The 22,708-nt window shown below is 62.6% G+C and carries 23 protein-coding genes; 5 read left to right on the forward strand and 18 right to left on the reverse strand.

The window, feature by feature from the left end; all coding sequences use genetic code 11:
• The first annotated feature begins 20 nt into the window (after window positions 1–20).
• Complete coding sequence (locus PspS04_RS18865) at window positions 21–767, forward strand: 3-oxoacyl-ACP reductase family protein (RefSeq protein ID WP_159997139.1); 747 nt, start codon at window positions 21–23, stop codon at window positions 765–767.
• Window positions 768–843: 76 nt separating this feature from the next.
• Here PspS04_RS18865 and PspS04_RS18870 read toward each other — a convergent pair whose 3' ends face one another.
• A complete protein-coding gene (locus PspS04_RS18870) occupies window positions 844–1,536 on the reverse strand; it encodes an HAD-IA family hydrolase (protein WP_159997141.1) in 693 nt (230 codons plus the stop codon).
• Window positions 1,537–1,790: 254 nt separating this feature from the next.
• Between PspS04_RS18870 and PspS04_RS18875 the strand changes: the two genes are divergently transcribed.
• Together PspS04_RS18875 and PspS04_RS18880 are read left to right on the forward strand one after the other, a co-directional pair.
• Complete coding sequence (locus PspS04_RS18875) at window positions 1,791–2,045, forward strand: type II toxin-antitoxin system RelE family toxin (protein WP_095165523.1); 255 nt, start codon at window positions 1,791–1,793, stop codon at window positions 2,043–2,045.
• Window positions 2,029–2,352 (forward strand): helix-turn-helix domain-containing protein, encoded by a 324-nt coding sequence (locus PspS04_RS18880; protein ID WP_095165524.1) that lies wholly within the window; start codon window positions 2,029–2,031, stop codon window positions 2,350–2,352. Before PspS04_RS18875 ends, PspS04_RS18880 begins: the two co-directional genes overlap by 17 nt.
• A gap of 216 nt (window positions 2,353–2,568) precedes the next feature.
• Here the strand turns inward: PspS04_RS18880 and PspS04_RS18885 are convergent, their stop codons facing one another.
• Complete coding sequence (locus PspS04_RS18885) at window positions 2,569–2,934, reverse strand: glycine zipper domain-containing protein (protein WP_095165526.1); 366 nt, start codon at window positions 2,932–2,934, stop codon at window positions 2,569–2,571.
• Window positions 2,935–3,341: 407 nt separating this feature from the next.
• Here PspS04_RS18885 and PspS04_RS18890 point away from each other — a divergent pair, with 407 nt between their 5' ends.
• Window positions 3,342–4,673, forward strand: coding sequence for an IS4 family transposase (locus PspS04_RS18890; RefSeq protein ID WP_159993239.1), 1,332 nt, complete (start codon window positions 3,342–3,344; stop codon window positions 4,671–4,673).
• 40 nt (window positions 4,674–4,713) lie between these two features.
• Here the strand turns inward: PspS04_RS18890 and PspS04_RS18895 are convergent, their stop codons facing one another.
• Window positions 4,714–4,905, reverse strand: coding sequence for a hypothetical protein (locus tag PspS04_RS18895; RefSeq protein WP_095165528.1), 192 nt, complete (start codon window positions 4,903–4,905; stop codon window positions 4,714–4,716).
• Between the two features lie 142 nt (window positions 4,906–5,047).
• Complete coding sequence (locus tag PspS04_RS18900; protein WP_095165530.1) at window positions 5,048–5,368, reverse strand: YbjQ family protein; 321 nt, start codon at window positions 5,366–5,368, stop codon at window positions 5,048–5,050.
• Window positions 5,369–5,479: 111 nt separating this feature from the next.
• Between PspS04_RS18900 and PspS04_RS18905 the strand changes: the two genes are divergently transcribed.
• The gene (locus PspS04_RS18905) at window positions 5,480–5,674 is read left to right on the forward strand and encodes a hypothetical protein (RefSeq protein WP_095165532.1); all 195 of its coding nucleotides are present in this window, start codon (window positions 5,480–5,482) and stop codon (window positions 5,672–5,674) included.
• 1 nt (window position 5,675) lies between these two features.
• Here the strand turns inward: PspS04_RS18905 and PspS04_RS18910 are convergent, their stop codons facing one another.
• The 14 genes from PspS04_RS18910 to PspS04_RS18975 form a co-directional block, all read right to left on the reverse strand.
• Window positions 5,676–6,011: a hypothetical protein gene (locus PspS04_RS18910; protein WP_159997143.1), complete on the reverse strand. Its 336-nt coding sequence runs from the start codon at window positions 6,009–6,011 to the stop codon at window positions 5,676–5,678.
• Window positions 6,012–6,155: 144 nt separating this feature from the next.
• A complete protein-coding gene (locus PspS04_RS18915) occupies window positions 6,156–7,310 on the reverse strand; it encodes an iron-containing alcohol dehydrogenase (protein ID WP_095165536.1) in 1,155 nt (384 codons plus the stop codon).
• A 16-nt stretch (window positions 7,311–7,326) separates the two neighbouring features.
• Window positions 7,327–8,481 (reverse strand): iron-containing alcohol dehydrogenase, encoded by a 1,155-nt coding sequence (locus tag PspS04_RS18920; RefSeq protein ID WP_159997145.1) that lies wholly within the window; start codon window positions 8,479–8,481, stop codon window positions 7,327–7,329.
• An 8-nt stretch (window positions 8,482–8,489) separates the two neighbouring features.
• The gene (locus PspS04_RS18925) at window positions 8,490–9,137 is read right to left on the reverse strand and encodes an ATP-binding cassette domain-containing protein (protein WP_159997147.1); all 648 of its coding nucleotides are present in this window, start codon (window positions 9,135–9,137) and stop codon (window positions 8,490–8,492) included.
• Window positions 9,134–9,904: an ABC transporter ATP-binding protein gene (locus PspS04_RS18930; protein ID WP_095165542.1), complete on the reverse strand. Its 771-nt coding sequence runs from the start codon at window positions 9,902–9,904 to the stop codon at window positions 9,134–9,136. The genes PspS04_RS18925 and PspS04_RS18930 overlap by 4 nt, the downstream gene beginning before the upstream one ends.
• Window positions 9,901–10,845, reverse strand: coding sequence for a branched-chain amino acid ABC transporter permease (locus PspS04_RS18935; RefSeq protein ID WP_095165544.1), 945 nt, complete (start codon window positions 10,843–10,845; stop codon window positions 9,901–9,903). Before PspS04_RS18935 ends, PspS04_RS18930 begins: the two co-directional genes overlap by 4 nt.
• A gap of 1 nt (window position 10,846) precedes the next feature.
• On the reverse strand, window positions 10,847–11,746 hold the full coding sequence (locus PspS04_RS18940) for a branched-chain amino acid ABC transporter permease (RefSeq protein ID WP_095165546.1): 900 nt from the start codon (window positions 11,744–11,746) through the stop codon (window positions 10,847–10,849).
• Between the two features lie 72 nt (window positions 11,747–11,818).
• Window positions 11,819–13,141: an ABC transporter substrate-binding protein gene (locus PspS04_RS18945; RefSeq protein ID WP_095165548.1), complete on the reverse strand. Its 1,323-nt coding sequence runs from the start codon at window positions 13,139–13,141 to the stop codon at window positions 11,819–11,821.
• A gap of 31 nt (window positions 13,142–13,172) precedes the next feature.
• On the reverse strand, window positions 13,173–14,495 hold the full coding sequence (locus PspS04_RS18950) for an ABC transporter substrate-binding protein (RefSeq protein WP_159997149.1): 1,323 nt from the start codon (window positions 14,493–14,495) through the stop codon (window positions 13,173–13,175).
• Window positions 14,496–14,794: 299 nt separating this feature from the next.
• Complete coding sequence (locus PspS04_RS18955; RefSeq protein ID WP_159997151.1) at window positions 14,795–16,132, reverse strand: sigma-54-dependent transcriptional regulator; 1,338 nt, start codon at window positions 16,130–16,132, stop codon at window positions 14,795–14,797.
• 7 nt (window positions 16,133–16,139) lie between these two features.
• Window positions 16,140–17,864 carry a sensor histidine kinase gene (locus tag PspS04_RS18960; protein ID WP_095165652.1) on the reverse strand — a complete coding sequence of 575 codons (1,725 nt, stop codon included), beginning with the start codon at window positions 17,862–17,864 and terminating at the stop codon, window positions 16,140–16,142.
• Between the two features lie 71 nt (window positions 17,865–17,935).
• On the reverse strand, window positions 17,936–18,730 hold the full coding sequence (locus tag PspS04_RS18965; protein ID WP_159997153.1) for an SDR family NAD(P)-dependent oxidoreductase: 795 nt from the start codon (window positions 18,728–18,730) through the stop codon (window positions 17,936–17,938).
• A gap of 13 nt (window positions 18,731–18,743) precedes the next feature.
• Window positions 18,744–20,627: a TRAP transporter large permease gene (locus PspS04_RS18970; RefSeq protein ID WP_095165555.1), complete on the reverse strand. Its 1,884-nt coding sequence runs from the start codon at window positions 20,625–20,627 to the stop codon at window positions 18,744–18,746.
• Window positions 20,624–21,655 carry a TRAP transporter substrate-binding protein gene (locus PspS04_RS18975; protein WP_159997155.1) on the reverse strand — a complete coding sequence of 344 codons (1,032 nt, stop codon included), beginning with the start codon at window positions 21,653–21,655 and terminating at the stop codon, window positions 20,624–20,626. The genes PspS04_RS18970 and PspS04_RS18975 overlap by 4 nt, the downstream gene beginning before the upstream one ends.
• Between the last annotated feature and the right edge of the window lie 1,053 nt (window positions 21,656–22,708).

The raw sequence follows: 22,708 nt of genomic DNA on the forward strand, positions 1-22,708 counted from the left end.
TCGGGACTTTGGAGATCGACATGACCACTCAACCTCTCAGCGGCAAAGTAGCGCTGATCCAGGGCGGCTCCCGCGGTATCGGCGCGGCCATCGTCCAGCGCCTGGCCGCTGAAGGCGCCGCCGTTGCCTTTACCTACGTCAGCTCCACCGCCAAGGCAAAGGAGCTGCAGGACAGCATCATTGCCACAGGTGGCAAAGCCCTGGCGATCCAGGCCGACAGCGCCGATGCCGTGGCCATCCGCCAGGCGGTCAATAGCACCGTGCAAACCTTTGGGCGGCTGGACATCCTGGTCAACAACGCGGGCGTGCTGGCCATCGCTGCGTTGGAAGATTTCAAACTCGAAGACTTCGACCAGACGCTGGCTATCAATGTGCGCAGCGTGTTCATCGCCAGCCAGGAAGCCGCACGGCACATGGGCGCCGGCGGTCGCATCATCAACATCGGCAGCACCAACGCCGACCGCATGCCCTTCGCCGGTGGCGGCCCCTACGCCATGAGCAAGGCCGCACTGGTCGGCCTGACCAAGGGCCTGGCCCGCGACCTGGGTCCACGGGGCATCACCATCAACAACGTGCAACCCGGCCCGGTCGACACCGACATGAACCCGGCCCACGGCGAGTTCGCCGAAAGCCTGATCCCGCTGATGGCTGTGGGCCGTTATGGCACCGCTGACGAAATCGCCAGCTTCGTCGCCTACCTGGCAGGTCCTGAAGCTGGCTATATCACCGGGGCCAGCTTGACCATCGACGGTGGTTTTGGCGCCTGAGGCCTTTACAGGTACAACAAAACGCCGGGTAACCCTGCACAGGTTACTCGGCGTCTTGTTGTGCCTGGATCACTGGTCAGGCGGTTTCAAGTGCCGGCAAGCCATAGGCCTGCAGCGAAAAAGCCTTCAACGAACGCAAGATGCTGTCGGCATGGGCATACTTTTCGTCAGCCATGGCCGCGTCCGGCACCGCTACCGCGGTCATCCCCGCCGCTTTCGCCGCAGTGACGCCAAATGGCGAATCCTCGAACACCAGGCAATCCTCAGGCGCTACGCCCAGGCGGCGCGCGGCGGTGAGGAAGATATCCGGGGCCGGCTTGGCGGCACCGACTTCAGGGTCGTCGGCGGTGACGATGGTGTCGAACAGCGCGAACCAGTCACGGTGCAAGGTGGTTTTCTGCGCGAAGGACTGACTCGAAGAACTGGTGCCCACGGCAATCGGAATATTGTTGGCCTGCAAGTGCTCAACCAACTCCCGCGCCCCTGGCATCGCCAGCGCAAGAGGAAAACGTTCCTGCATCAAGGGTTCGCGAACCCGCAGGAACTCCTCGGCACTGATGGGCAACTCTAGCGCCTGCACCAAATAACGCGCCAGGTCGGCGGCGCCACGGCCAATGATGTTCTGCTTGATGCTCCAGTCGAACGTACGGCCGTAGCGTTGCGCGATGATCTGCGTGACCTCGGTGTAAATGCCCTCGGTATCCAGCAACAGACCATCCATATCAAAAATCACGGCCTTGATCGGGCCCAACTCCAGCTGTGCACTCATCGCATCTGATCCGTTATCAACACAACATTCCAGGAACGGCTCAGGTACGGCCATGGCCCTGATCGACCGCGCAACGGTCGAAGAAAGGGTTCAGCAGCATAACGAGCCTGGTTTACATGGGGCAACCATTTGCCAGTCGCAACATCGACAGCAGGGCCTAGGGTGAATCTCGAGCGCAGGGAAAGCGTGAGACGTTAACTTATTATTTTATAAGATAACTGTTGATTAACTTATGGAAGACTTATTAGACTCTCATGAACGAAATCTACTGGACCCGCAAAGCCGTCAAGCAACTGCTGCGGATACACAGTGACCAGCAACGGAAAATACGCGACGCAGTCACGCTGCTCGAACGCATGCCCGATGTGAGCAACGTCAAAGCCCTGGGCCCTCATGCCTATGGCTATCGACTCAGGGTCGGCAACTACCGGGTGTTATTCGAGTGGGACGGCGCGATCCAGGTGATCAGCATTCAAGAGGTCAAAAAACGCGATGAACGCACCTACTGAGATTCAAATCATCAAGGGCCCGGACGGCGAGCCGGCCTTTGTGGTCATCCCCTATCAGCAGTACATCAGCCAAACTGGCACTGCCGAGCTGATTCCACACTCGGTGGTCAGCCGCATTGTCGACGGGGCCACCCCGATCCGCGCGTGGCGCGAGCACCTGAACCTGACCCAGGAAGAGGTGGCCAGGCGCCTGGGCATTTCCCAGCCGGCGTTTGCCCAACAGGAGGCGGTCAACAAACCACGCCGCGCCACCCGGGAAAAGATCGCCACGGCATTCGGCATCCGCGCCGATCAACTGGAGCTGTGAACCCCGGCTGTGGGAACTGCCTAGGGCTGCGTTCGTTTGATCTTGGTTTTGTGGCGGCCGTACGCAAAATGTGCGGACAGCCAGATTGACTGTAGGAGCGAGCTTGCTCGCGATGGACGTCAACGCTTACCCATGCTGCCTGAATAAACGCGTTGCGTTCAACGCGAGCAAGCCGCAAGCCGGCGCCCGCTCCTACCGGTACATCGCAGCGAAGGATCAGTGACCCTTCTTGCCCATGCTGTTACCCACCGCGCCACCCGCGGCACCGCCCAGGCCGGCGCCGATGGTCGCACCATTCTTGCCGCCCAGCGAACGCCCGATGACCGAACCACCGGCCGCGCCGACACCACCGCCAATGGCGGCCTTGGTGCGATTACCCTTGTGGGCGCCCGCAGCACCACCGGCAGCGCCGGCTACACCCGCGCCAATGGTCGCGCCGGTGCTGCCACCGAGCTTCTGACCCACCACGTTGCCCAACGCGCCACCCAGGCCGCCACCCAACGCCGCGGTGCCATCACCGGAAGCCATTGCACCTTGAGCGACCAGAAGCCCCAGAACCAGAGCAGGCAGAGTTAAACGCATGACATGAACCTCAAACAGAGTATTGAATCGTAGAAATGGGCTGCTACTGAAGGGGGGTGTCCAGACGAGGACGCCGCCAACCTTGCTGTGCGCGTGGGTTGGACAGCAATTAGCCGAAGAGTTTTATCGCGGGCAAAAAAAAGCCCGCTGGGGAACGGGCTGACAAGACTTGCTTTTAACGGATGAGCTGAGCCTACGTTTTGGCTTGTGAAAGAAACGTGAAACACCCCAACCACTCCTGGTTACATTGATACAAAATATGACACACCTGCATATCACCCCTCCTCCCGCCAAACCGCAGGCACAAAAAACCCCGCACATCGGCGTAATGCTGTTCACTTAAGCATTTGAGCTCACGCCGGGCTTCCTAGAAAATCCGATGCCAGACCTCTGGCATCGGATTTTTTATGTCTGTTCAACAGGACCTGCTCGACCTCGACGACCTTTTTAACTTCTGCGACCTGAGCACCTTCACCCAAAACATTCCCATCGAGTGGGTAGCGTCTGCGCTCGACCTCTCCAGTCAGGCGACCATTCGCCGGCGGCGCCTGCCCGCTGATCAAGTGCTGTGGCTAGTGCTTGGCATGGCGTTATTTCGTGACGAGCCGGTTCACGAGGTGGCCAGGCGTTTGAACATCTGCGCCCAAGGCCTGGCCTCTGACCATTTGCTGGCGCGCAGTGGTGTAACCGAAGCTCGTAAACGGCTCGGCGCCGATCCTGTTGAGTGGTTGTTCCGTAAGACCGGCAACCATTGGGGCGCAGAGCGCTATGACGATGATGCCTGGCATAATTTGCAGGTTTTCGCGGTGGACGGTGCGCTTTTTCGCACCCCGGATACGCCCGAGCTTCGAGATCACTTCGGGTCGGGAAACACCCCCAGCGATCGCCAGACACCGTTTCCGATGCTGCGCCTGGTGGCGCTAATGAATGTGCGTTCGCACGTGATCCTAGATGCACAATTGAGCCCCTACCGACGCAGTGAAATGCGCCTGGCCGACGAGTTTTTGCAGCAGATTCCCGACCACTCGGTGACGCTGTTCGACAAAGGGTTCTGGGGCGCGGAGCTGCTGTTGAGCCTAAGTAGAACGGGCACCAGCCGTCATTGGTTGATCCCGGCAAAAAAGGGACTGGTCTGCGAGGAAGTGGCCCGCTACAACCAGCGCGACCGTTTGGTGCGTATGAAAGTCTCGCCACAGGCCAGAAAGCGAAATCCGACTCTTCCCTCGCACTGGGAGGTACGCGAAGTCAGCTATGAAATTCAAGGCAAAGTGAAAACCGTCATGACGTCCTTGCCGGCCAAGACCTACACCACTAAGGCTGTTGCCAAACTTTATCAGGAGCGTTGGGAGATCGAGTTGGGTTTCAGGGACATCAAGAGTTCAATGCAACAGAACGCAATGACCTTGCGCAGCAAAAAAATCGAGCTGATCTATCAGGAAGTGTGGGGGCTGTTGCTGGCTTACAACGTGATTCGCCGGGAAGCGAGCCAAGCGGCGGTGGCGTTTGGTCGAGCGCCTTCGGACATCCGTTTCAAACCGGCCTGTCAGTACATCGCCGTGCAATTGATCGTGATGGCAGCAGCCAATCCAGTTTCAGCGACAGGGAGACGCTTGGCGGAACTGAGGGCAGGTATCGGGGGATTGTTTCTGGATCACCGCCCCAGGCCTTCGAGGCCAAGGACGGTGAAGATTTCAAAGACCCGGTTCCCAGTGGACCGTAAGGCTGCTCCGCTTAAGTGAACAGCATTACGCACATCGGCGGGGTCTGTCGGGTTTTCGATCACTTGCGCAATGGCACGGTGACCCTGGGCATGAACGGTTTACTGGAAGTCCTGCTCACTGTGGACGCACGGACCTGGCCCGGTTTGCTCGGCGCTTGGCCAAACCCCGAGACGTAATCTGTCTGCCCGCAGTGCACACAGTTGTTGATCGGGTACTCAGCGCCATCATCTTCGATGTACGGATTGCTCATCTCTGCGTCCCTCCCTACAGGTCGGTACCGACAAACAAGCGTTTGCCTGAAAAGCACAGACCCTCAAGAGATTCCAGACTAGCCGGTCATACCCGGACCACCCATTCAAAAAGCCATCCGCCGACGAATGGCCCAAGTCGGGTTACTTGAGCTTGACCGCGGTACCGGTCACAAAGACCACCAGCATGCTGCCCTTGCCGGAGGGCATGCTGATTTCAAAGTTGACCCCCACCACCGCATCCGCCTGCAGGCTGCGGGCGCGCTCCTTGAGCTCGTCAGTGGCCTGGGCACGGGCTTCACGCAGGGCTTTCTCGAGGGTCTGGGAACGCCCGCCGAAAAAATCGCGCATGCCGGCAAATATATCCCGCACCACATTGATGCCCTGCACGGACTCGGCGCTGACGATGTCCAGGTACGCCGCAATCTGCCGACCTTCGATGGAATGGGTAGTGGTGGTGATCATGAAAACTTCCTTGATGGACTAATGGCGGCCGCGAGGCTGGCCTAAGTCATGGAGACGTACATACTGGGTACTGGCGGCACAGATTCTGCCAGCGAGCGTGCGGGAGAGTGTATGACGGTCTTTCTACTGCTGTACCTGTGCACCGACGCTTCGCGCAGCGACTGCCAGGTGATTGCCGTTGAACATTGGGTGCAGCCCGATGCCTATCAACAGTGCGTCGCGGCGGCCAGACAACTGACCAAGGACCTCACCGCGAAAAACCGCCAGAGCAATTATTTCGTCTGTGAAACCCAAGCCAGCCCATGAGCTACAGGCAATCGCGCACCGCCTTGCGCAAGGCCGCCGACTTGGCCCACGGCGGTCCCTGGTACAACGAGACCTTGCTGCCATCCTTGTACTTGACGATATCGACGATCTCATCGGCGGTAATGATGCTGGGCGCGTTGATCCGCCAGCCGTTGGAGATCTGGGTCTGGGTAGCCTTGGGCACCTCGCGCTGCCAGGCTGGCAACACACACGCCGCGTATTCCTTGGGCGGCTTGGCAGTCTCCTTGCTCAGGTTCGGCTCCCCCGGCACCAGCGAGGCCGGTAACGAACACCCCGCCAATACCACACACCCCAGCGCTGCCATCCATATCCGCATGATTGTTCCTTGCACTCAAAGAGGAAAATGTAGCCTCACATTGAGTGCTCAGCCAGCCCACCCGGCATCAGGCCAGAACCACCACCCGGGTTGCATGGCCTGGGCCGAATGGATTCACACGCAGCGCCAGGCCAACGCTCCTGCTTAGAAAATCCCGCGATAGATGGCCGCTACATCCTGCTCCGTCATGTCCCGTGGATTGCTGTCGATCAAGCGGCGAATGCCTACCACCACTTCCGTGGCCATCGACGGGATGGCCTGTTCGTCGACCTGCAGCTTCGACAAACGCGTCTCCAGGCCGCTGTCGCGCACCAGCGCCTCAATGGCCAGGACAAACGCCTCGGCCGCCGTGGCCTCATCGGCAAACAGCTGGTCCGGCAGCAGATAGGCTGCCAGTTCAGCATATTGGCGCTGCGCCTGGGCGAGGTTGAAGCGAATGATCGGTGCCATGACCAGGGCGTTGGCGTGGCCATGGGGAATATGGAAGCGCGCCCCCAACGGATAGGCCAGGGCATGGATCGCCGCCACCGAAGCATTGACGAATGCCATGCCCGCCATCAGTGAACCTTGCAGCATCGCCGTGCGTGCCGCGACGTCCCGACCATCGGCCAGCACCTTGGGCAGATTGCGTCCCAGCAAAGCCAAGGCGGCGGTGGCCAGGCTGTCGGCAATTGGGTTCTTGCGCGTGCGGCTGGTGTAGGCCTCGATGGCATGCACCATGGCATCCAGGCCGGTGGCGGCAGTGACCTTGGGCGGCAGACCGAGGGTCAGCTCGGGGTCGAGCACCGCCACGTCGGGCAGCAATTGCGGCGAGTACACCACCTGCTTGCACTGCTGCTCATCAGTGATTACCGAGACCCAGGTCACCTCCGAACCCGTGCCGGCGGTGGTTGGCATCAACACCAGCGGCACCCGTTGCCCCAGCGCTTTATCGGTGCCGTACATGGCTTCCAGGGACTGCTCGCTATTGACCAGCAAGGCCACCAGTTTCGCCGCATCCAGGGAACTGCCGCCCCCCAGCCCCAGCACCCCATCGACCTTGAACGCGCGCGCCTGGGCTGCCGCCTGCTTGACCACACTGGCCGAAGGATCGGGCACCACCTGGTCAAACACCGTCACCTCGCAGCCAGCAGCGTGCAAGGCCTGCTGCGCACTGGCGGCAAACCCCAGGCTGACAATGCCTGGGTCGCACACCAGCATCACCCGCTGTGCGCCCAATCCGCTGAGCACGTGCCCGACCTGTTGCAGCGCACCGGCTTCACACAGGATGCGCGGTACGCTTCTGAATTCGTAACTCATGAATCACTCCTTCGCCCTACAGCACCGAGGCGTAGATGGCGTGAATATCGTCGCGGTTGAGCGGACGCGGGTTGTTGATCAGCAAGCGCTCGACTTTCAGCGCGTCCTCGGTCAGCCGGGACAGGTCCTGGGCCGTGACGCCCACCTCATGCAAACGCTGGGCGAACGGCATGCGCGCCACCAGGCGGGTGATGAAATCGATGAACCCCTCGCACGCCTCGGCCGCATTGGCAAAGCGCTGCTGCGGCAGTACCGCCGAGGCCAGTTGCGCGTACAGCGGCTCGGCCGCCGAACGGTTGAAATTCAGCACGGGCACCAACACCAGGGCATTGCTCAAGCCATGGGGCACGTGGAATTGCCCACCCAGTGGATAGGCCAGCGCATGCACCGCCGCCACTGGCGCATTGGCGAACGCCATGCCGGCCAGCATCGAACCCAGGAGCATGTCCGAACGCGCCGCCAAGTCACCCGGCTCGGCCAGTACCCGATCCAGGTTGCCCGCCAGCAAACGCAGGGCCTGCACCGCCAGGCCATCGGACAACACGTTTTTCTTGTGCACGCTGGTATAGGCCTCGATCGCGTGCACCATCGCATCGACCCCGGTCATGGCGCTGATCGCCGCCGGCAGGCCGACGGTCAAGCGCGCATCCAGCAAGGCGATGTCCGGATACAACAGCGGGCTGACCACGCCCTTCTTTTCATGGCTGGGGGTAGTGACGATTGCCACGGCCGTGACCTCGGACCCGGTGCCCGCGGTGGTCGGCACCTGGATCAACGGCAAACGTGGCCCCTTGGCCAGGTTGATGCCGTAGATCGACTCCAGCGACTGCTCGTGACCACACAGCAGCGCCACCAGCTTGGCGGTGTCCAGGGAGCTGCCGCCGCCCAACCCGATGACCGCCTGGGCGCTGCAACCGCGCGCCACTTCCACCGCATCCAGCACCGCGGCCACCGGCGGATCCGCCTGCACATCGCTGTACAGCGTGACCTGCACGCCCTGCTCGCGCATCGCCGCCAGCGGTGCATCGAGCAAGCCGGCGCGCAGCAGGCCTGGGTCACTGACCAGCAGTACCCGCTCGGCTTTGAGCTCGCGACACAACTGGCCCAGGCGCAAGGCGCCGTCAATTTCACAGATCACCCGTGGGGTGGTTTCAAAGTTAAATGTCGACATGGTGTTCCCTACCCTACTGTCACGCTGCCGCGCTCGATGCGAAACAACGCATCGACCAGGTCAGCAGAATGAGTGTCATCGGACTCGCTGATCAGCACGCACAAACCTTCCTGCCCGAGCTTGGCGATCACCTCGCTCAAGCGCCTCGACAGCACGGGCGCCACGCCCTCGAAGGGTTCGTCGAGCAACAGCAGCTTGTTGCCGGGCATCAGCGCCCGGGCCAGCGCCACCAGTTTTTGCTGGCCGCCCGACAGTTGCATGGCCTTGCGGTCGCGGAACTGGGCGATCTCCGGGATCAGGCTGTACACCCATTCCAGGCGGCGCTGACTGTCGGCCAAGTGATTGGCCCAGACCGGCAGCAGGATGTTCTCCTCGACCGTCAACGCCGGGATCAACCGCCGATCCTCCGGCAAATAGCTGATACCCGCCGCTGCCCGCTTGAAGCTGGGCAGGGTGCGCAGGTCCTGCCCGGCAAAGGACATGTCACCCGCGTCGGCGTCCAGCAACCCCATGATGGCGCGGATCAGCGTGGTCTTGCCGGCACCGTTATGGCCGATCAATCCCACCATCTGCCCGGCGCCCACGGCCAGCGACACCTGGTGCAGGATCGGTACCCCTTCGATCGATACACTCAGGTTGCGAATTTCAAGACTCATAGCGCGGCCCTCAGGTGAACTTTCTGGCTACCGGTGACAAATTCCTGCACCCGGGGATTGGCCAGCACCTGTTCCGGCACCCCGTCGGCCAGTACTTCACCGCTGTAGAACGCGAGGATGCGCGAGACGTAACGACGCACCACGTCCATGTCGTGCTCGACAAACAACACCGTCACCCGGCGCTCGGCGACCACCCGCATCACCGTGTCCATCAGCGCAGTTTTCTCCTCGGCGCTGACCCCACTGGTGGGTTCGTCGAGCAGCAGCATCTGTGGCTCGCCAATCAGCGCCATGGCGATATCGATCAGCTTGCGCACACCCTGCGGCACGGCGGTGACCTGGGTATCGCGCCAGCGGGCGATGTCGAACTGCGCAAGCATCGCGTCGGCCAACGCCACCCGCGCCGCCGTGCGCATCGGCGCCAGCAGCGAGGGAAACGGGTTCTGCGCCGCCGCCACGGCGATCAGCAGGTTGTCCATTACGCTCAACTGGGGGAACAACTGGGCGACCTGGAACGAGCGGGCCATGCCCAGGCGGGTAATCGCCCGGGGCGTGCGGCCGATGATCGACTGGCCATTGAACAGGACCTGGCCACTGCTGGGTTTCAGGTAGCCGGTGACCATGTTGATAAAGGTGGTCTTGCCGGCGCCGTTGGAACCGATGACGCCGACCACTTCGCCCGGCCGAATGCGCACGTTGACGTCCTTGGCCGCGGTGACCGCACCAAATGCCTTGCACAGTCCTTGAGTTTCGAGAATGCAGCTCATGCCTTGGCCCTCCGCGCTTGTCCGGTAAACAGGCTCCACAACCCCTTGGGCAGGAACACGATGATCGCCAGCAAGGTGAAGCCCAGAATCATTTGCCAGCTATGGGGCACCAGCTCGATGGCATAGGTGCGCACCACCGCAAACACAATCGCCGCAATGAAGGGCGCCGCGACGTGGGCGGTACCGCCGAGCAAGGCAATGAACACGAACTCGCCAGAGGTGATCCAGTACGCCATTTCCGGGTCGATGTGCCCGGCCGACAGCGCCATGAAGCCGCCGCCCAGGGCCGACACCGCAGCCGCCGCCACGTAGTTCATGTACAGCACCCAACGGGGAGATTGGCCGAGGTACTCGACGCGCACTTCGTTTTCGCGAATCGCTTCGCACATCATCCCGGCACTGCTGCGGCTGTAGCGGTGCAGCAACACCGCCAACACCGCGCAGACGCCGACGATGATGATGAACAGCGCGAGCGGCGCCTGGCCCTGGGCCGGGCTCCAGCCGAACAGGCTCCAGGCCTTGACGTTGAAGCCGTCGGTGCTGCCCAGGGCCGAGCTCTTGACCAGCACGCCGTACAGGATCATCGAGAACGCCAACGACAACATGGCGAAAAAGATCTCTCGGTAGCGGGTCATCAACAGGCCCAGCAGCATTGCCAGCAACACGGCTGCGCCCACCCCGATCACCAGCAGCAAGGCCAGGTCGGAGATCTCCAGGAAGTGCCCGCTCATGCCCACGGCATAACCGCCGACGCAGAAGTACAGGCCCTGGCCGAAGGTCACCAGGCCCGCGCGCATCTGCATCACCACGCCCTGCACCACCATCGACTTGGCCAGGGCCATCGTCAGCAGGAACACCAGCCATTGCGGCGCAATCAAGCCGCCGGCGGCCAGCAGCAGCGCGACGCCGAGCAGTATCAGTTCGGTTCTATTGAGGCGCATATCAGATTTTCCTCGCCAGCACGCGGCCGAACAGGCCCTGCGGACGCACCGCAAGCACCAGCGCCATCACGCCGTAGATCACAAAGAGTTCGAATTCCGGGGCGTAGTGCACGGCGGCGGCACGGCTCAGGCCCACCAGCAAGGCACCAACAGCGGCCCCTTCGATGCTGCCCATGCCACCGACCACGACCACGGCAAAGGCCAGCACGATGATTTCCACGCCCATGCCCGGCACCACGGAAATCGCCGGCGCCGTCAGGGCACCCGCCAGCGTGCCGAGCATGGTGCCCAGCACGAACACCAGGGTGAACATGCGGCGCACGTTGACGCCCATGGCCATCGCCACTTCCCGGTCATGGATCACCGCGCGCAGCACCTTGCCCTGGTGGGTGCGCTCCAGCCACAGCCACAGGCACAGGCCCAGCACCACCGACACACCGACCAGCATCAGGTCGTAGTTGGACACCTTGAGCCCCGCCAGGGCGCTGCGGCCCATCTCGGCATACGGCTGATAGGCGAAGTAAGGATTCACCCCCCAGACCATCTTCATGCTGTCTTCGAGGACCAGCAGCAAGGCGTAGGTGATGATCACCATCAGCACTTCGTCGCGGCCGTACATGAAGCGCAACAACCCGCGCTCGATGATCAGCCCGACGATCAGCCCGGCCACCAGCGCGCAACCGAGCATCAACAGATACCCCGCCCACACCGGCCCGATGCCGTTGTTGAAATACCAGCCCACCAGCGACGCGGCGGTATAGGCGCCGATGGCGTAGAAGCTGCCATGGGCCATGTTCAGGATGCGCATCACCCCGTAGATCACCGTAAGCCCGGCGGCTACCAGGAACAGCCACGAGGCATAGATGGTGCCGTCAATCAGCACCGCAAAAAGACTCATCATAGGGGTCCTACCTTGGCAAAGAGGTGGCGGCGCCCGCAGGCCCGCCACAGTGGATCAATCACGCGGCGCGGCTCAGTTGCACTGGGCACCCGGGAAGCCGGCCTTGATCCATTCCAGCGCGGTGGTACCGTCCGGCGGGGTCACGCACTCACCGTTGAAGGCGATGACGTTCTGCACGCCGCCCTTCTTGTTCGCCGCGTCGTACTGGTACTCGCCGTAGGCAATGCCTTGCATCGCCTGGTGACCACCGGCCCGGGCCATTTGCACCTGGCCCGAGACCGACTCGAAGGTCGCGCCCTTGAAGGCCTTGGCGATCTCCAGCGGTGCCGGGACCTTGCCCGACTCGACCTTGGCGTTCTCCGCCGCGTGCTTGAGGCCGAGAATCGCCTGGGCCATCTTGCTCGCCGGGTACGTCGGGTCGGTCTTGTAGGCCGCCTGGTAGCTGCCCTTGAACCAGCGGTTGAGCTCGTTATCCGGGGCAAACGCACCGAATGGCCCACGGCCGCCGATGATCATGCCGTTGGGTGCCTGGTCCTTGTAGCGGTCGATCGCCGACTCGCCGCACGTCAGCACGGCGGTTGCATCCTCCAGCAGGCCACGGGCGTTGGCCTGCAGTACCAGGGCCTCCATGTCGCCACCCCAGAAGCTGGAGTGGATGATGTCCGGGCGCTTGACCGACAAGGCGGAAATCTCGGCGCCATACTGGCCCTGGAACACCTTGGGCATTTGCGACTCGACCACCTTGGCCTTGGGCATCAACTGCTCCATGGAGTGGGTGAAGTCGTTCCAGCTGTCCTGGCCCCAGGCGTAGTTCTGCTGGATCCCGGCGACCTTCTGCGCGTCCGGGCGGACCTTGGCCAGGTAACGCGCCGCGCCGATGTTGTCCACGGCCGCATCGAGGCTGGTGCGGAACACGAACTGCGGGGTCTTGTCTTCATTGAACAACTGCGAAGTGCCGCAATCGTAGAACACCGTCATCGCGCCCAGCTCTTCGGCCACCGGGGCAATGGCCAGGCAGTCGCCGGACGAGATGTAGCCCACCACTGCATCGACCTTCTGGCGCTGCACCAGGTTACGGAACTCTTCCACCTGCTTGGCCGCACCACCGGCCTCATCGATGATCACCACTTCGATCTCGGCACCGTTGATGCCAATGGTGTTATAGGGCGCGGGCAGCTTGCCCTGGTTCAGCCCTTCCACCAGCACCTTGGCGGCATTCGCCGAGGGTTCGCCGAACGGGCCGGCCGCAGGGCCCGAGAGGAAGGTCACGATACCGATGCGGAACTTGCCGTTCTCGGCTGCCTGGACGCTGGTGGTCAAGGACAGGGCCAGGCCCGTGGCAGCGATGGCCAGGGCCAGGGGATGTTTGATCATGGTTTTTTTATAGTTGTACATGGGCTGATGTCTCGGTGGATGAATGAACGGCCTAAGGTGCCTGGCCCTCGGTACTGCGTTTACGTGCGGCCAGTCGCCGCGCCAGCGTGGCGTCATCGAGCTGCAGCTCCTGCGCCGAATACACCGACCAGTCCCCCAGCATCAGTTGCGCCGGAGGAAAATCGGCATTGGCCACAGGAGTGCCAACCGCCTGGGTTTGCTGGATCTGGTGGGTGATCGGGTCAATCCGTGAAGCGAAACCGTCCGGGTCTTCCGGCAGGGCGATCTCCAGCCCCTCCAACGCCTTGATCAACGCCTGGCTGTCGGTGGCCCCGGCGGCTTTCTCATAGGCCTTGGCCAGCACCATCACGCCGGTGTAAGCGCCCTGGGCGGCGTAGGTCGGGTATCGCCCGCTCAGGGCACGAAAGCGCTCGACAAAGGAGTGGTTGCGCTCGGTGGCCGGCCAGTTGTTGTGGTGACGGGCCGAGAGAATCAACCCCGGCGGCGCCTTGGCTCCCAGTGACACCAGGAAGTCGTAGTTGCCACCCGTGTCGAAGTTGGCCAGGCGCGAGGTTTCGAACAACCGGGTACCGGCTGCCTGCTTGATGAAGGCGTGCAGGTCGCCGCCCCACAGGGCCGAGACAATGATGTCGGGCTTGGCCTGCTCGAGGGCGGCGATGTACGCCGAATAGTCCGGCTCGTACAGCCGTGGCCACAGCTCGGTGACATCTTCGAATTGCACGCCCAACTGGCTGAAGGCTTCATGCAGGTCATCACGGGAGACGTGGCCGTACTCGTAGTCCGGACCGATGAACGCCAGGCGCTTCCACCCCGTGGTTTTCTGCAGCGCTTGCAGATAACGGGCACCGGCCGCCATCGAGGTCCAGGTGTCGTTGGTCACGCGAAAATAATACGGATGGCCGTTTTCCAGGGTCATGCGCGAGGACGCATGGTCGGTGCCGATCATCAGCACCCGCTCCTGGTAGGCCAGCTCGCTGACCGCCAGCGCCACCCCCGAAGACACCATGCCGCACAACACCTGCACGCCGTCCTTGTGGATAAAACTCTTGGCCAGGCTGACGCCATAGGACGCCTTCGACTGGTCGTCATCGACGATCACCCGCAGGCGCGGCAGCAACTCGCCCGCCTCACGCCGGGCATGCAGTTCGTCCAGCGCCACCTGGATGCCGACGATGCTGTCCTGGCCGTAGATCGCGGCGCGCTCGGTCATCGGGTACAGGCAGCCCATGGTCAGGTCGGCCTGACCGGCGGCCACACCCAACTCCAGCCGGCCAACCTGGGCACAGGCGGCAACGCTCACGAGCACACTGCTGAAGGCCAGGGCAACCTGAAACCAATGACGGGGCAGGGACATACAATGAATTCCTGTTGGGCGTTGACAACGCCTCTTGTTGGACAGCCGGGTTGCTAGAGCAAGGGCTGTGCCAGAGGTGTTGGGGAAGGTCTCAAGGATGGGCAAAGCGAACCAGCCAAACCCTTGTAGGAGCGAGCGCCCGCTTGCGGCTTGCTCGCGATGGCGGTGTGTCAGGCACCGTTGATGTTGGCTGTGCCTGCCCCATCGCGAGCAAGCTCGCTCCTACAAGGGTTTGGCGGGTGTGGTGGTGGCGGGGATGTTGAGCGGTTAGCGCTCATCCCCCGCGCAAGGTTGAGCGGTTAGCGCTCGATGCCCAGGCGTTGCAAGCGACGCTTGAGCGCATGCCGGGAGATCCCCAACAGGTGCGCGGCCAGGCCCTTGTGCCCGGCGGTCCGGCTGAGGGCATCGGTCACCAGCTCGCGCTCGGCGCGCTCAAGTTGATCGCCCAGCGCCGGGGCCTCGCTCGCCAGTTCGGGGCCGTGCATCGGTGCCGGCAACAACGCCGCGCTGATCGCCCGGCCCGGGGACAGGATGGTCAGGCGCTCGATGAGGTTCTTCAGCTCGCGAACATTGCCCGGCCAGCGATGGGCACGCAGCGCCGCCAGACAATCTGCCTCGAACCGGATCGCCTCGACGCCCTCCTCCAGGGCCTGGCGCCGGGCAAAATACTCGGCCAGCAACACCACATCATCGCCGCGCTCGCGCAGGGCCGGGATGTCCACGGTGATCACGTTCAGCCGATAAAACAGGTCCTCGCGAAACCGCCCCAGGCGCACATCTTCCGCCAGGTCGCGATTGGTCGCCGCCACCACCCGTACGTCGGCGTTGCTGGCGCGATTGGCCCCCACCGCACGGTAACTGCCGTTCTCCAGGAAGTGCAGGAGCTTGGCTTGCAACGCCAGGGGCAACTCGCCGATTTCATCGAGAAACAGCGTCCCGCCATCGGCCTGGCTGACCAGCCCCACACGCTTTTGATGGGCACCGGTGTAGGCGCCCTTCTCCGAGCCAAACAGCTCGGCCTCGATCAACTGCTCCGGCAAGGCGGCGCAGTTGACCTCGATAAAGGCGTGGGCCACCCGCGAGCTATGGGCATGCAGCGCCTGCGCCACCAATGTCTTGCCAGTACCGGACTCGCCCAACAGCAGGATGCGCGTCGCCGAACTGCGCGCGATGCGCTGCACCGCCGCACTCAGGGTGCACATCGCCGGGCTCTGGCCGTGCAGGCCGGCGTCCATCTGCTTGCCATCCGACTCGGCCACGGGCCCGGGTGTGGCCAGGGTGCTGGCGATGGTCGCCAACAGGTCATCCAGTTCGAAGGGTTTGGTCAGGTAGTCGGTCGCCCCGCCTTTCACCGCCTGCACCGCCGCACGCGTATCGCCGTGCGCAGAGATCATGATCACCGGTAACCCGGGCTGCAGCGCGCGCAGGCCGTCGAGCGTGGCCAGGCCATCGATGCCCGGCAGGCCGAGGTCGAGCAGGACCATATCGATGTCGGCGGGCCCGCCCTTGACCCGCTCCAGCGCCGCCTCGCCACTGCCGGCCGTGCTGATGCGCATGCCCTCCGCACGCAAGGCATAGCTCAGAGAGCGCACCAGCGCCTCTTCGTCATCAACGATCAAAACGTGAATTTCAGACATCAACGACTCACTTAGCGCGTGCACTGAGGCCAGGGAAATCAAGCGTGACCTGCGTGCCCTCCCCCAGCGTACTGACGATTTCCATGCGGGCGGCGTTGGCCTCCAGCAGTTGTTGGCAAATGCTCAAGCCCAGCCCGGTGCCCCGGGCTTTGGAGGTGAAAAAGGGTTGGCGAATCTGTTGCAGGTCGGCCTCGGATATCCCGCAACCACGGTCCAGCACGCTGATGCAAACGCGCTCGCCTGAGGCTTCGCCGCGCAGGTGCACCACCTGGTCATCGGGACTGGCCTGTACCGCGTTCAGGCACAGATTGAGCAGCACTTGCTGGGCTTGCTCCGGGTCGACGTACAGCTGCAACCCGGGTTCGGTCCAACAGCGCAGCTCGATATTGTGCGCCTGGCTATCCGCCGCCACCTGCCGTGCGATGCGCTCGAACAACTGCGCCACGTCCACTGCCTGGGGCTGGGCCGGGTGTGGCCGGCCGTACTCCAGGAGATCGCTGGTGACATGGGACAGTCGATCGATTTCCTGACCGAGATCGCTCAACAGCATCCGCCGCTCCGGCTCCTGTTCACGCCGCAGCAGCGCTTGCACGGTGGTCTTCATGGTTGCCAGGGGGTTACGCACCTCATGGGCAACCCCGGTGGCGAACGTACCCAACACCGCCAGGTTTTCACTGCGCACGGTGTTTTCCATCACAGCCGCCAAACGCTCGGCCATCACATTGAAGGCCCTGGCGACATGCCCGATTTCGTCGTTGTGCGGCTGCTCCGCCAGGCGATAACCGAGGTCGCCCATCGACAGTTGGTGAGCCCCTTGCAACAGGGTACTGACCCGTGCGCGCAGTTGCCGCGACAGGGTGAAAAACACGATGAGGATAAACCCGATGAAGCTCGCGGCCACCCAGTACAACCACTGGCGAGCATCGTTCAAGGGTTCGAGGATCGCCCCCGGCTGGACGCTGAATACCAGTTGCCAACCCGGCAGGATCTGCGGCCCCTCGCGCCACTGCGTGGGGGCCGGAACCACGCGCCCGGTGGGATCGATGAACACCCCGCCCGGCACCCGCAACAACGGTGCGACCACTCCACTCATACCGGCGCTGACCAGCAGTTCGGTCAACGACGCCAGGCGCAGGTGCAAGGCGATACTCGCCCCATGATCGGTGCGTCCGCTGCGAATCAGCTTGCGAATCAAAAATCCACCGGAACGCCCGGCCTTGGGCAGCAACGGCCCGATCACCTCGACATCACCGACGCGGGTGCTCGGCAAGCCGGCGACCGACCACTGCGAATTGGTCCAGTAGGGTTCACCCGAGGCCGCTTGGCCGGGCAGCACATTGAGCAACTGCTCGTGCTCATCGAAGAACAGCACGCCGTACAGGAACGGCAGGTCGCCCTCAAGCTTGAGCAGTGAATCCACATCGCTGCTGGGACGCGACTGGTCGGTGATGAAGTCCGGCATGTTCGGGTGGTTGGACAACGCCGACAGCTGGTAGAAGCGGTCATCGAGAAACGATGACAGACGGTTGGCCGTGGACAGCGCCTGGGCATCGAGCCGCTCACCGGTCAAGCGGTTGAGCAAATCCTTGGCCAGTTGCTCGTAGAAAATCGCCAGGGCAATCAGGGCGATGCTCATGACCACCACGGAAAGCAGGGTGTAGCGCGCCACCAGACTGCGCCGCGGACGCGCGAGCCAGTGCCACAGCACAGAGGTTGGAGCGTTGGGGTTCATAATTTTTTGTTTGTTTTTGTATGAACCCGGCAGCATAAGGACCCAGGCGCGCTCCTGTCCACCGCGCCCCTTCAGATCTCCAGAATGCCCGATGCCATGAAACCGCCGTCCACCGGAATCACATGGCCGCTGATGTACGACGAATCATCGGATGCCAGGAAGGCCACCGCCCCAGCCATTTCCGCCGGAGTGCCATAGCGGCGCATCGGTACGGCGCGGGCATAGGAATCGCGCGTCGCGGCCGAGTGCAGCCTTTGCGTCAACGGGGTATCCACCGGGCCTGGGGCAATGCCGTTGACGGTAATCCCGTACTCGGCAAGCTCGACTGCCATCTGCCGGGTCAGCCCGATGAGCGCGGCCTTGGACGTGCCGTAGGCCGTGCGACCCAAGCTGGCGCGCAGACCGCTGATCGAGGCGACGTTGATGATCCGCCCCCAGCCATTGGCCTGCATCAGCCGTGCCGCGTGTTGGCCGCAGAGCAGCGAACCGGTCAGGTTAATGTTCAGTACCCGTTGCCAGTCGCTGAGGTCGCACTCCAGGAACGCCTGAGTCTTGGCCACCCCGGCATTGTTGACCAGCACATCACAGCGCCCGAAGCGCGCTTGCAGCAAGGCAAACGCCGCGGCTATGGACTGCGCGTCACCGACGTCGATGACCAAGGCCATCGCCGTTATGCCTTGGGCATCCAGCCCGGCGACCATTTCTTGTGCCGCCGCCAGGTTGATGTCGGCCACCACCACGGTATGCCCGTCGTGCCCCAGGCGTTCGGCGATGGCGGCACCGATCCCCATGGCGGCCCCCGTCACCAGGGCCACGCGCCCAAGCTCCGCGGCGCCTGGCAGTTGTTGTTTGGCTGATTGGCTCATGACAAGTGCTCTCTTAAAGGAAACCGATGGAAATCCATGGGAAACAGGCGACGATAATCAACGCCAGGATCAATGCCGCGAGGTAGCCCCAGACACGCCGGATGACCAGGTCGGAGGAAACCTTGCTGATCGCGCAGGCGGCGTAGAAACCAACCCCCAGGGGTGGTGCGAACAGACCGATGCCCATGGCCAGGATCACCACCATGGCGTAATGCACCGGGTGAATCGAAAGCATCTCGGCCAGCGGGAACATCAGTGGCCCGAACAGCACGATCGCCGGGATGCCTTCGAGCACGCTGCCCAGGATCACGAAAGTGACGATGGTGACGATCATGAAGCCGATGGCTCCGCCCGGGATTTCACTGATCAGGTCCACCAGCGATGCCGAGAAGCCCGACTGGGTCAGTGCCCAGGCCATGGCCGATGCCATGCCGATGATCAGCAGGATGGCGCCGGAGAGTGCCGCCGCTTCGAGCATCATCGGGTAGACCTTCTTGAACTCGATGTGGCGCATGAACAGGTGCATCACCAGCCCGACCATCACCACATACGCCACACCGATCGTGGAGACCTCGGTCGCGGTGGCCGCACCTTCCAGCACTGCCACTCGGATCAGCACCGGCAGGGCCAGCGCCGGCACGGCGATCATGAACGTGCGCGCGACCACCGACAGCGGCGCACGCTGAACATTGGGCATTGCTTCCTTGCGTGAGCGCCACCAGCACACCAGCGCGATCACCACGGTGGCCACCACCGCCGGCATCAGCCCACCGATGAACAGCGCGGTAATCGAGACGCTGCACACCGCGCCGATGGTGATCAACACCAGGCTTGGCGGAATGGTCTCGGTCATCGCCCCGGTCGCCGCCAGCAGCGCGGCCAATTCTTCGGGCTCGGAACCGCGTTTTTTCATTTCAGGAAACAGGGCCGGTGCTACGGCCGCCATGTCGGCGACCTTGGAACCGGAAATCCCCGAGACCAGGAACATCGCCCCCAGCAAGACATACTGCAGGCCGCCGCGCACATGACCGAGCAACGAGGCCATGAAGTCGATCAGCGTGCGCGCCATGCCGGACAGTTGCAGCACCACGCCCAGCATCACGAACAGTGGCACCGCCAGCAGCACCATGTGCGACATGCCTTCGTCCATGCGACTGACCACAATCGACAACGGGGCATGGGTGGCCAGCGCCAGGTAGGCCATGGTCGCGGTGCCGAAGGCGAACGCGATGGGAATCCCGCCGAAGACACAGGCCCCCAGCAGCACCAGGAAAAAGATAATCAGGTTGTAGTTGCCCAGGTCCACCAGCAACGGCTGGCTGATCCACAACACCGAGGCCACGAGCGCCACCACGGCAATCCCGGCCATGAACTGGCGCACCGTGGAAAACCGCGCCATGCGCGACACGGCGGCCAGCAGCATCAACACCGCACCGACCGGCAAGGCCGCTGCGCGCAGGCCATCGGGAATGCCCAGCGCCGGGGTGGTGATCGACATCTGCTCATGGGAGTGCTGCATGGCCGGGGCGATGATCATCACCACGAACAGGCACACCACCAGCGCCGACAGCGTCTCGCAGAAGCCGCGCCAGGCTTGCGGCAGCTTGTTCACCAGCGCCGACATGCGCATGTGTTCGCCGCGGTCCAGCGCCAGCACCGCACCAAACATGGCCATCCAGATAAACAGCGAAGACGCCAGCTCATCGGACCAGATCAGCGGACTGTGGAGCAGGTAGCGGTAAATCACTCCCGCCAGCAGCACGCAGGTTTCAATCACCATCAACGCGACGGTGATCAACCCGACTGCCCGCATGGTCCATGTGTTCAGACAGACAAGCGCCCGGGCCGGCAGGCGCATGGTAGACGTGGGGGCCACTGCCGCTGGCGCGACCATCATGCCAGTTTCCCGGCATATTTCTCGAGGATGGACCAGGCGGCGTCGCCGAACTTGTCGTGCCAGTCGCCATAATAATTGGCGCTTTGCAGGCGCTCGCGGAACGGTTCCGGTGGCGCCGCCACCAGCTCCAGGCCTTGCTGCTTGAGCGTATCGCGGATGGTGCCCTGCAGCTTGGCCAGGTCATCGCGCTGCGCGAGCACGGCGGTATTGATGTGTTTGCTGACCACGGCCTGCACGTCCGCGGGCAAGCGCTTGAAGGAGGCGCTGTTACCCAGCATCCAGAAGCCATCCCAGACATGGTTGGTCAGGGAGCAGTACTTCTGCACTTCGTAGAGTTTCGCCGAGGCCACCAGGGTCAGCGGGTTTTCCTGGCCCTCGACGATGCGGGTCTGCAGTGCCGAGTACACTTCGGAAAAGTTGATGCTGGTCGGCGCCGCTTCAAAGGCGCGGAAGATCGACATGATGATGGGGCTCGGCGGCACGCGCAGCTTCATGCCCTTGAGGTCGTCGGGGGTGGCAATCGGGCGGGTACTGGTGGTGGTCACCCGAAAACCGTTGTCCCAGATTTTGTCGAACGCAAACAGGGTCTCGGTCTTGGCGATCTCGGCCCGCACATGCGCGCCGAGCTCACCGTCCATCGCACTCCATACTTGCTCGTAATCCTTGAAGGCGAACCCGACGGCGCTGATCTGCACTGAAGGCACCATCGTGCCCAGGATCACCGGCGACAGGGCAAACATGTCGACGGCACCCGAGCGCACTTGGGCCAGGGTATCGGTGTCGCTGCCCAGCTGGCTGCTGGGGAAGATCTGGATCTGCACCGCGCCGTTGGTTTCTTCACGAATCGCCTTGGCCATTTCCCGCGCCCGCACATTCATGGAGTGGCTGATGGGCATGTTGTTGGCAAACTTCAGCTTGAACTCGGCAGCCTGGCTCTTGCCGCTGTACAGACCGAGCCCGGCGGCGGCAACGGCGGCAGAAGCAAGGGTGGCCGTTTTGAGAAAGTTGCGGCGCGAAAAGTCGCTCATTTGGTTCTCCTGACTTTATTGTTTTTATGGATCAATGGCCGTTATGCCGGCGACTGGCTAAGCAAGCTATAGCAATTGGGGTGCCACGAATGGCGCAGTCCTCCTGGCGGCAACCCAGGCTGCTACTCAACCAGCTGTTTTCACAAGGAAAAACAGCGCCTAAAAGGATGTATCTATTTCTTGCAGGGCAATTGCGGCGACGGCGGATGTAACAGGTGTCTCCTGCAAGTGTCGCTACACCTGGCATGGCAAGCGACACCTGTCCTGTACATCTGCAGCATAGGTGTCTACACAACTGTGGTGCGACGTTGCACCAGGGTGTTGGATTAGACCGAGTACATATCCATTTTTGCGGTAACGGCCTCCTATGGTTCCGCCTGACGGCGGCTCACTTTTGAACAGCGCAAAAGTAAGCAAAACGCTCTTACCCCACCACTCGGTGCCTCGCTTAGGCTCGGCATGCCCGTACTCCGACATTGATTTGGGGGGCCGCCGCAATGGGCCCTCCCTGGCCCAGTGCGGCTAAACCGGCGTCCTGCCGGTTTACCCCCCAAATCAATATCGGATTCCGGCCAGCGTGGTTAACGGGGCGCCCAGGATCAAAAACAAAGCGAGGCGGCCTAAAAGCCGACCTGATCGCTAGGGCATGCGCGGTGTCGCTTCTACTTCCTAAGACGCTGACGAAGTCAGCCATCTTTTGATCTGGCTCTGGCTCTGGCTCTTGATCCTGGGCGCCCCGTTAACCACGCTGGCCGAACGCAGGCTTGAAGCCGTGGGTAACCCGGCAGGACGCCGGGTTAGCCGCCCCGCGCCAGGGATGGCGCGTGGCGGCGGCCCACGGATTCAAGCCGGAGTGAGGGAACACCGAGCCTAAGCGAGGTGCCGAGTGGTGGGGTAAGAGCGTTTTGCTTACTTTTGCGCTGTTCAAAAGTGAGCCGCCGTCAGGCGGAACCATAGGAGGCCGTTACCGAAGAAATGGATATGTACTCCGCCTAATCCAACACCCCACAGGCCGCTACAGTTGTGTAGATACCTATGCATCTGCAGGGCCGC

It is taken from the genome of Pseudomonas sp. S04 (assembly GCF_009834545.1).
Lineage (GTDB): Bacteria > Pseudomonadota > Gammaproteobacteria > Pseudomonadales > Pseudomonadaceae > Aquipseudomonas.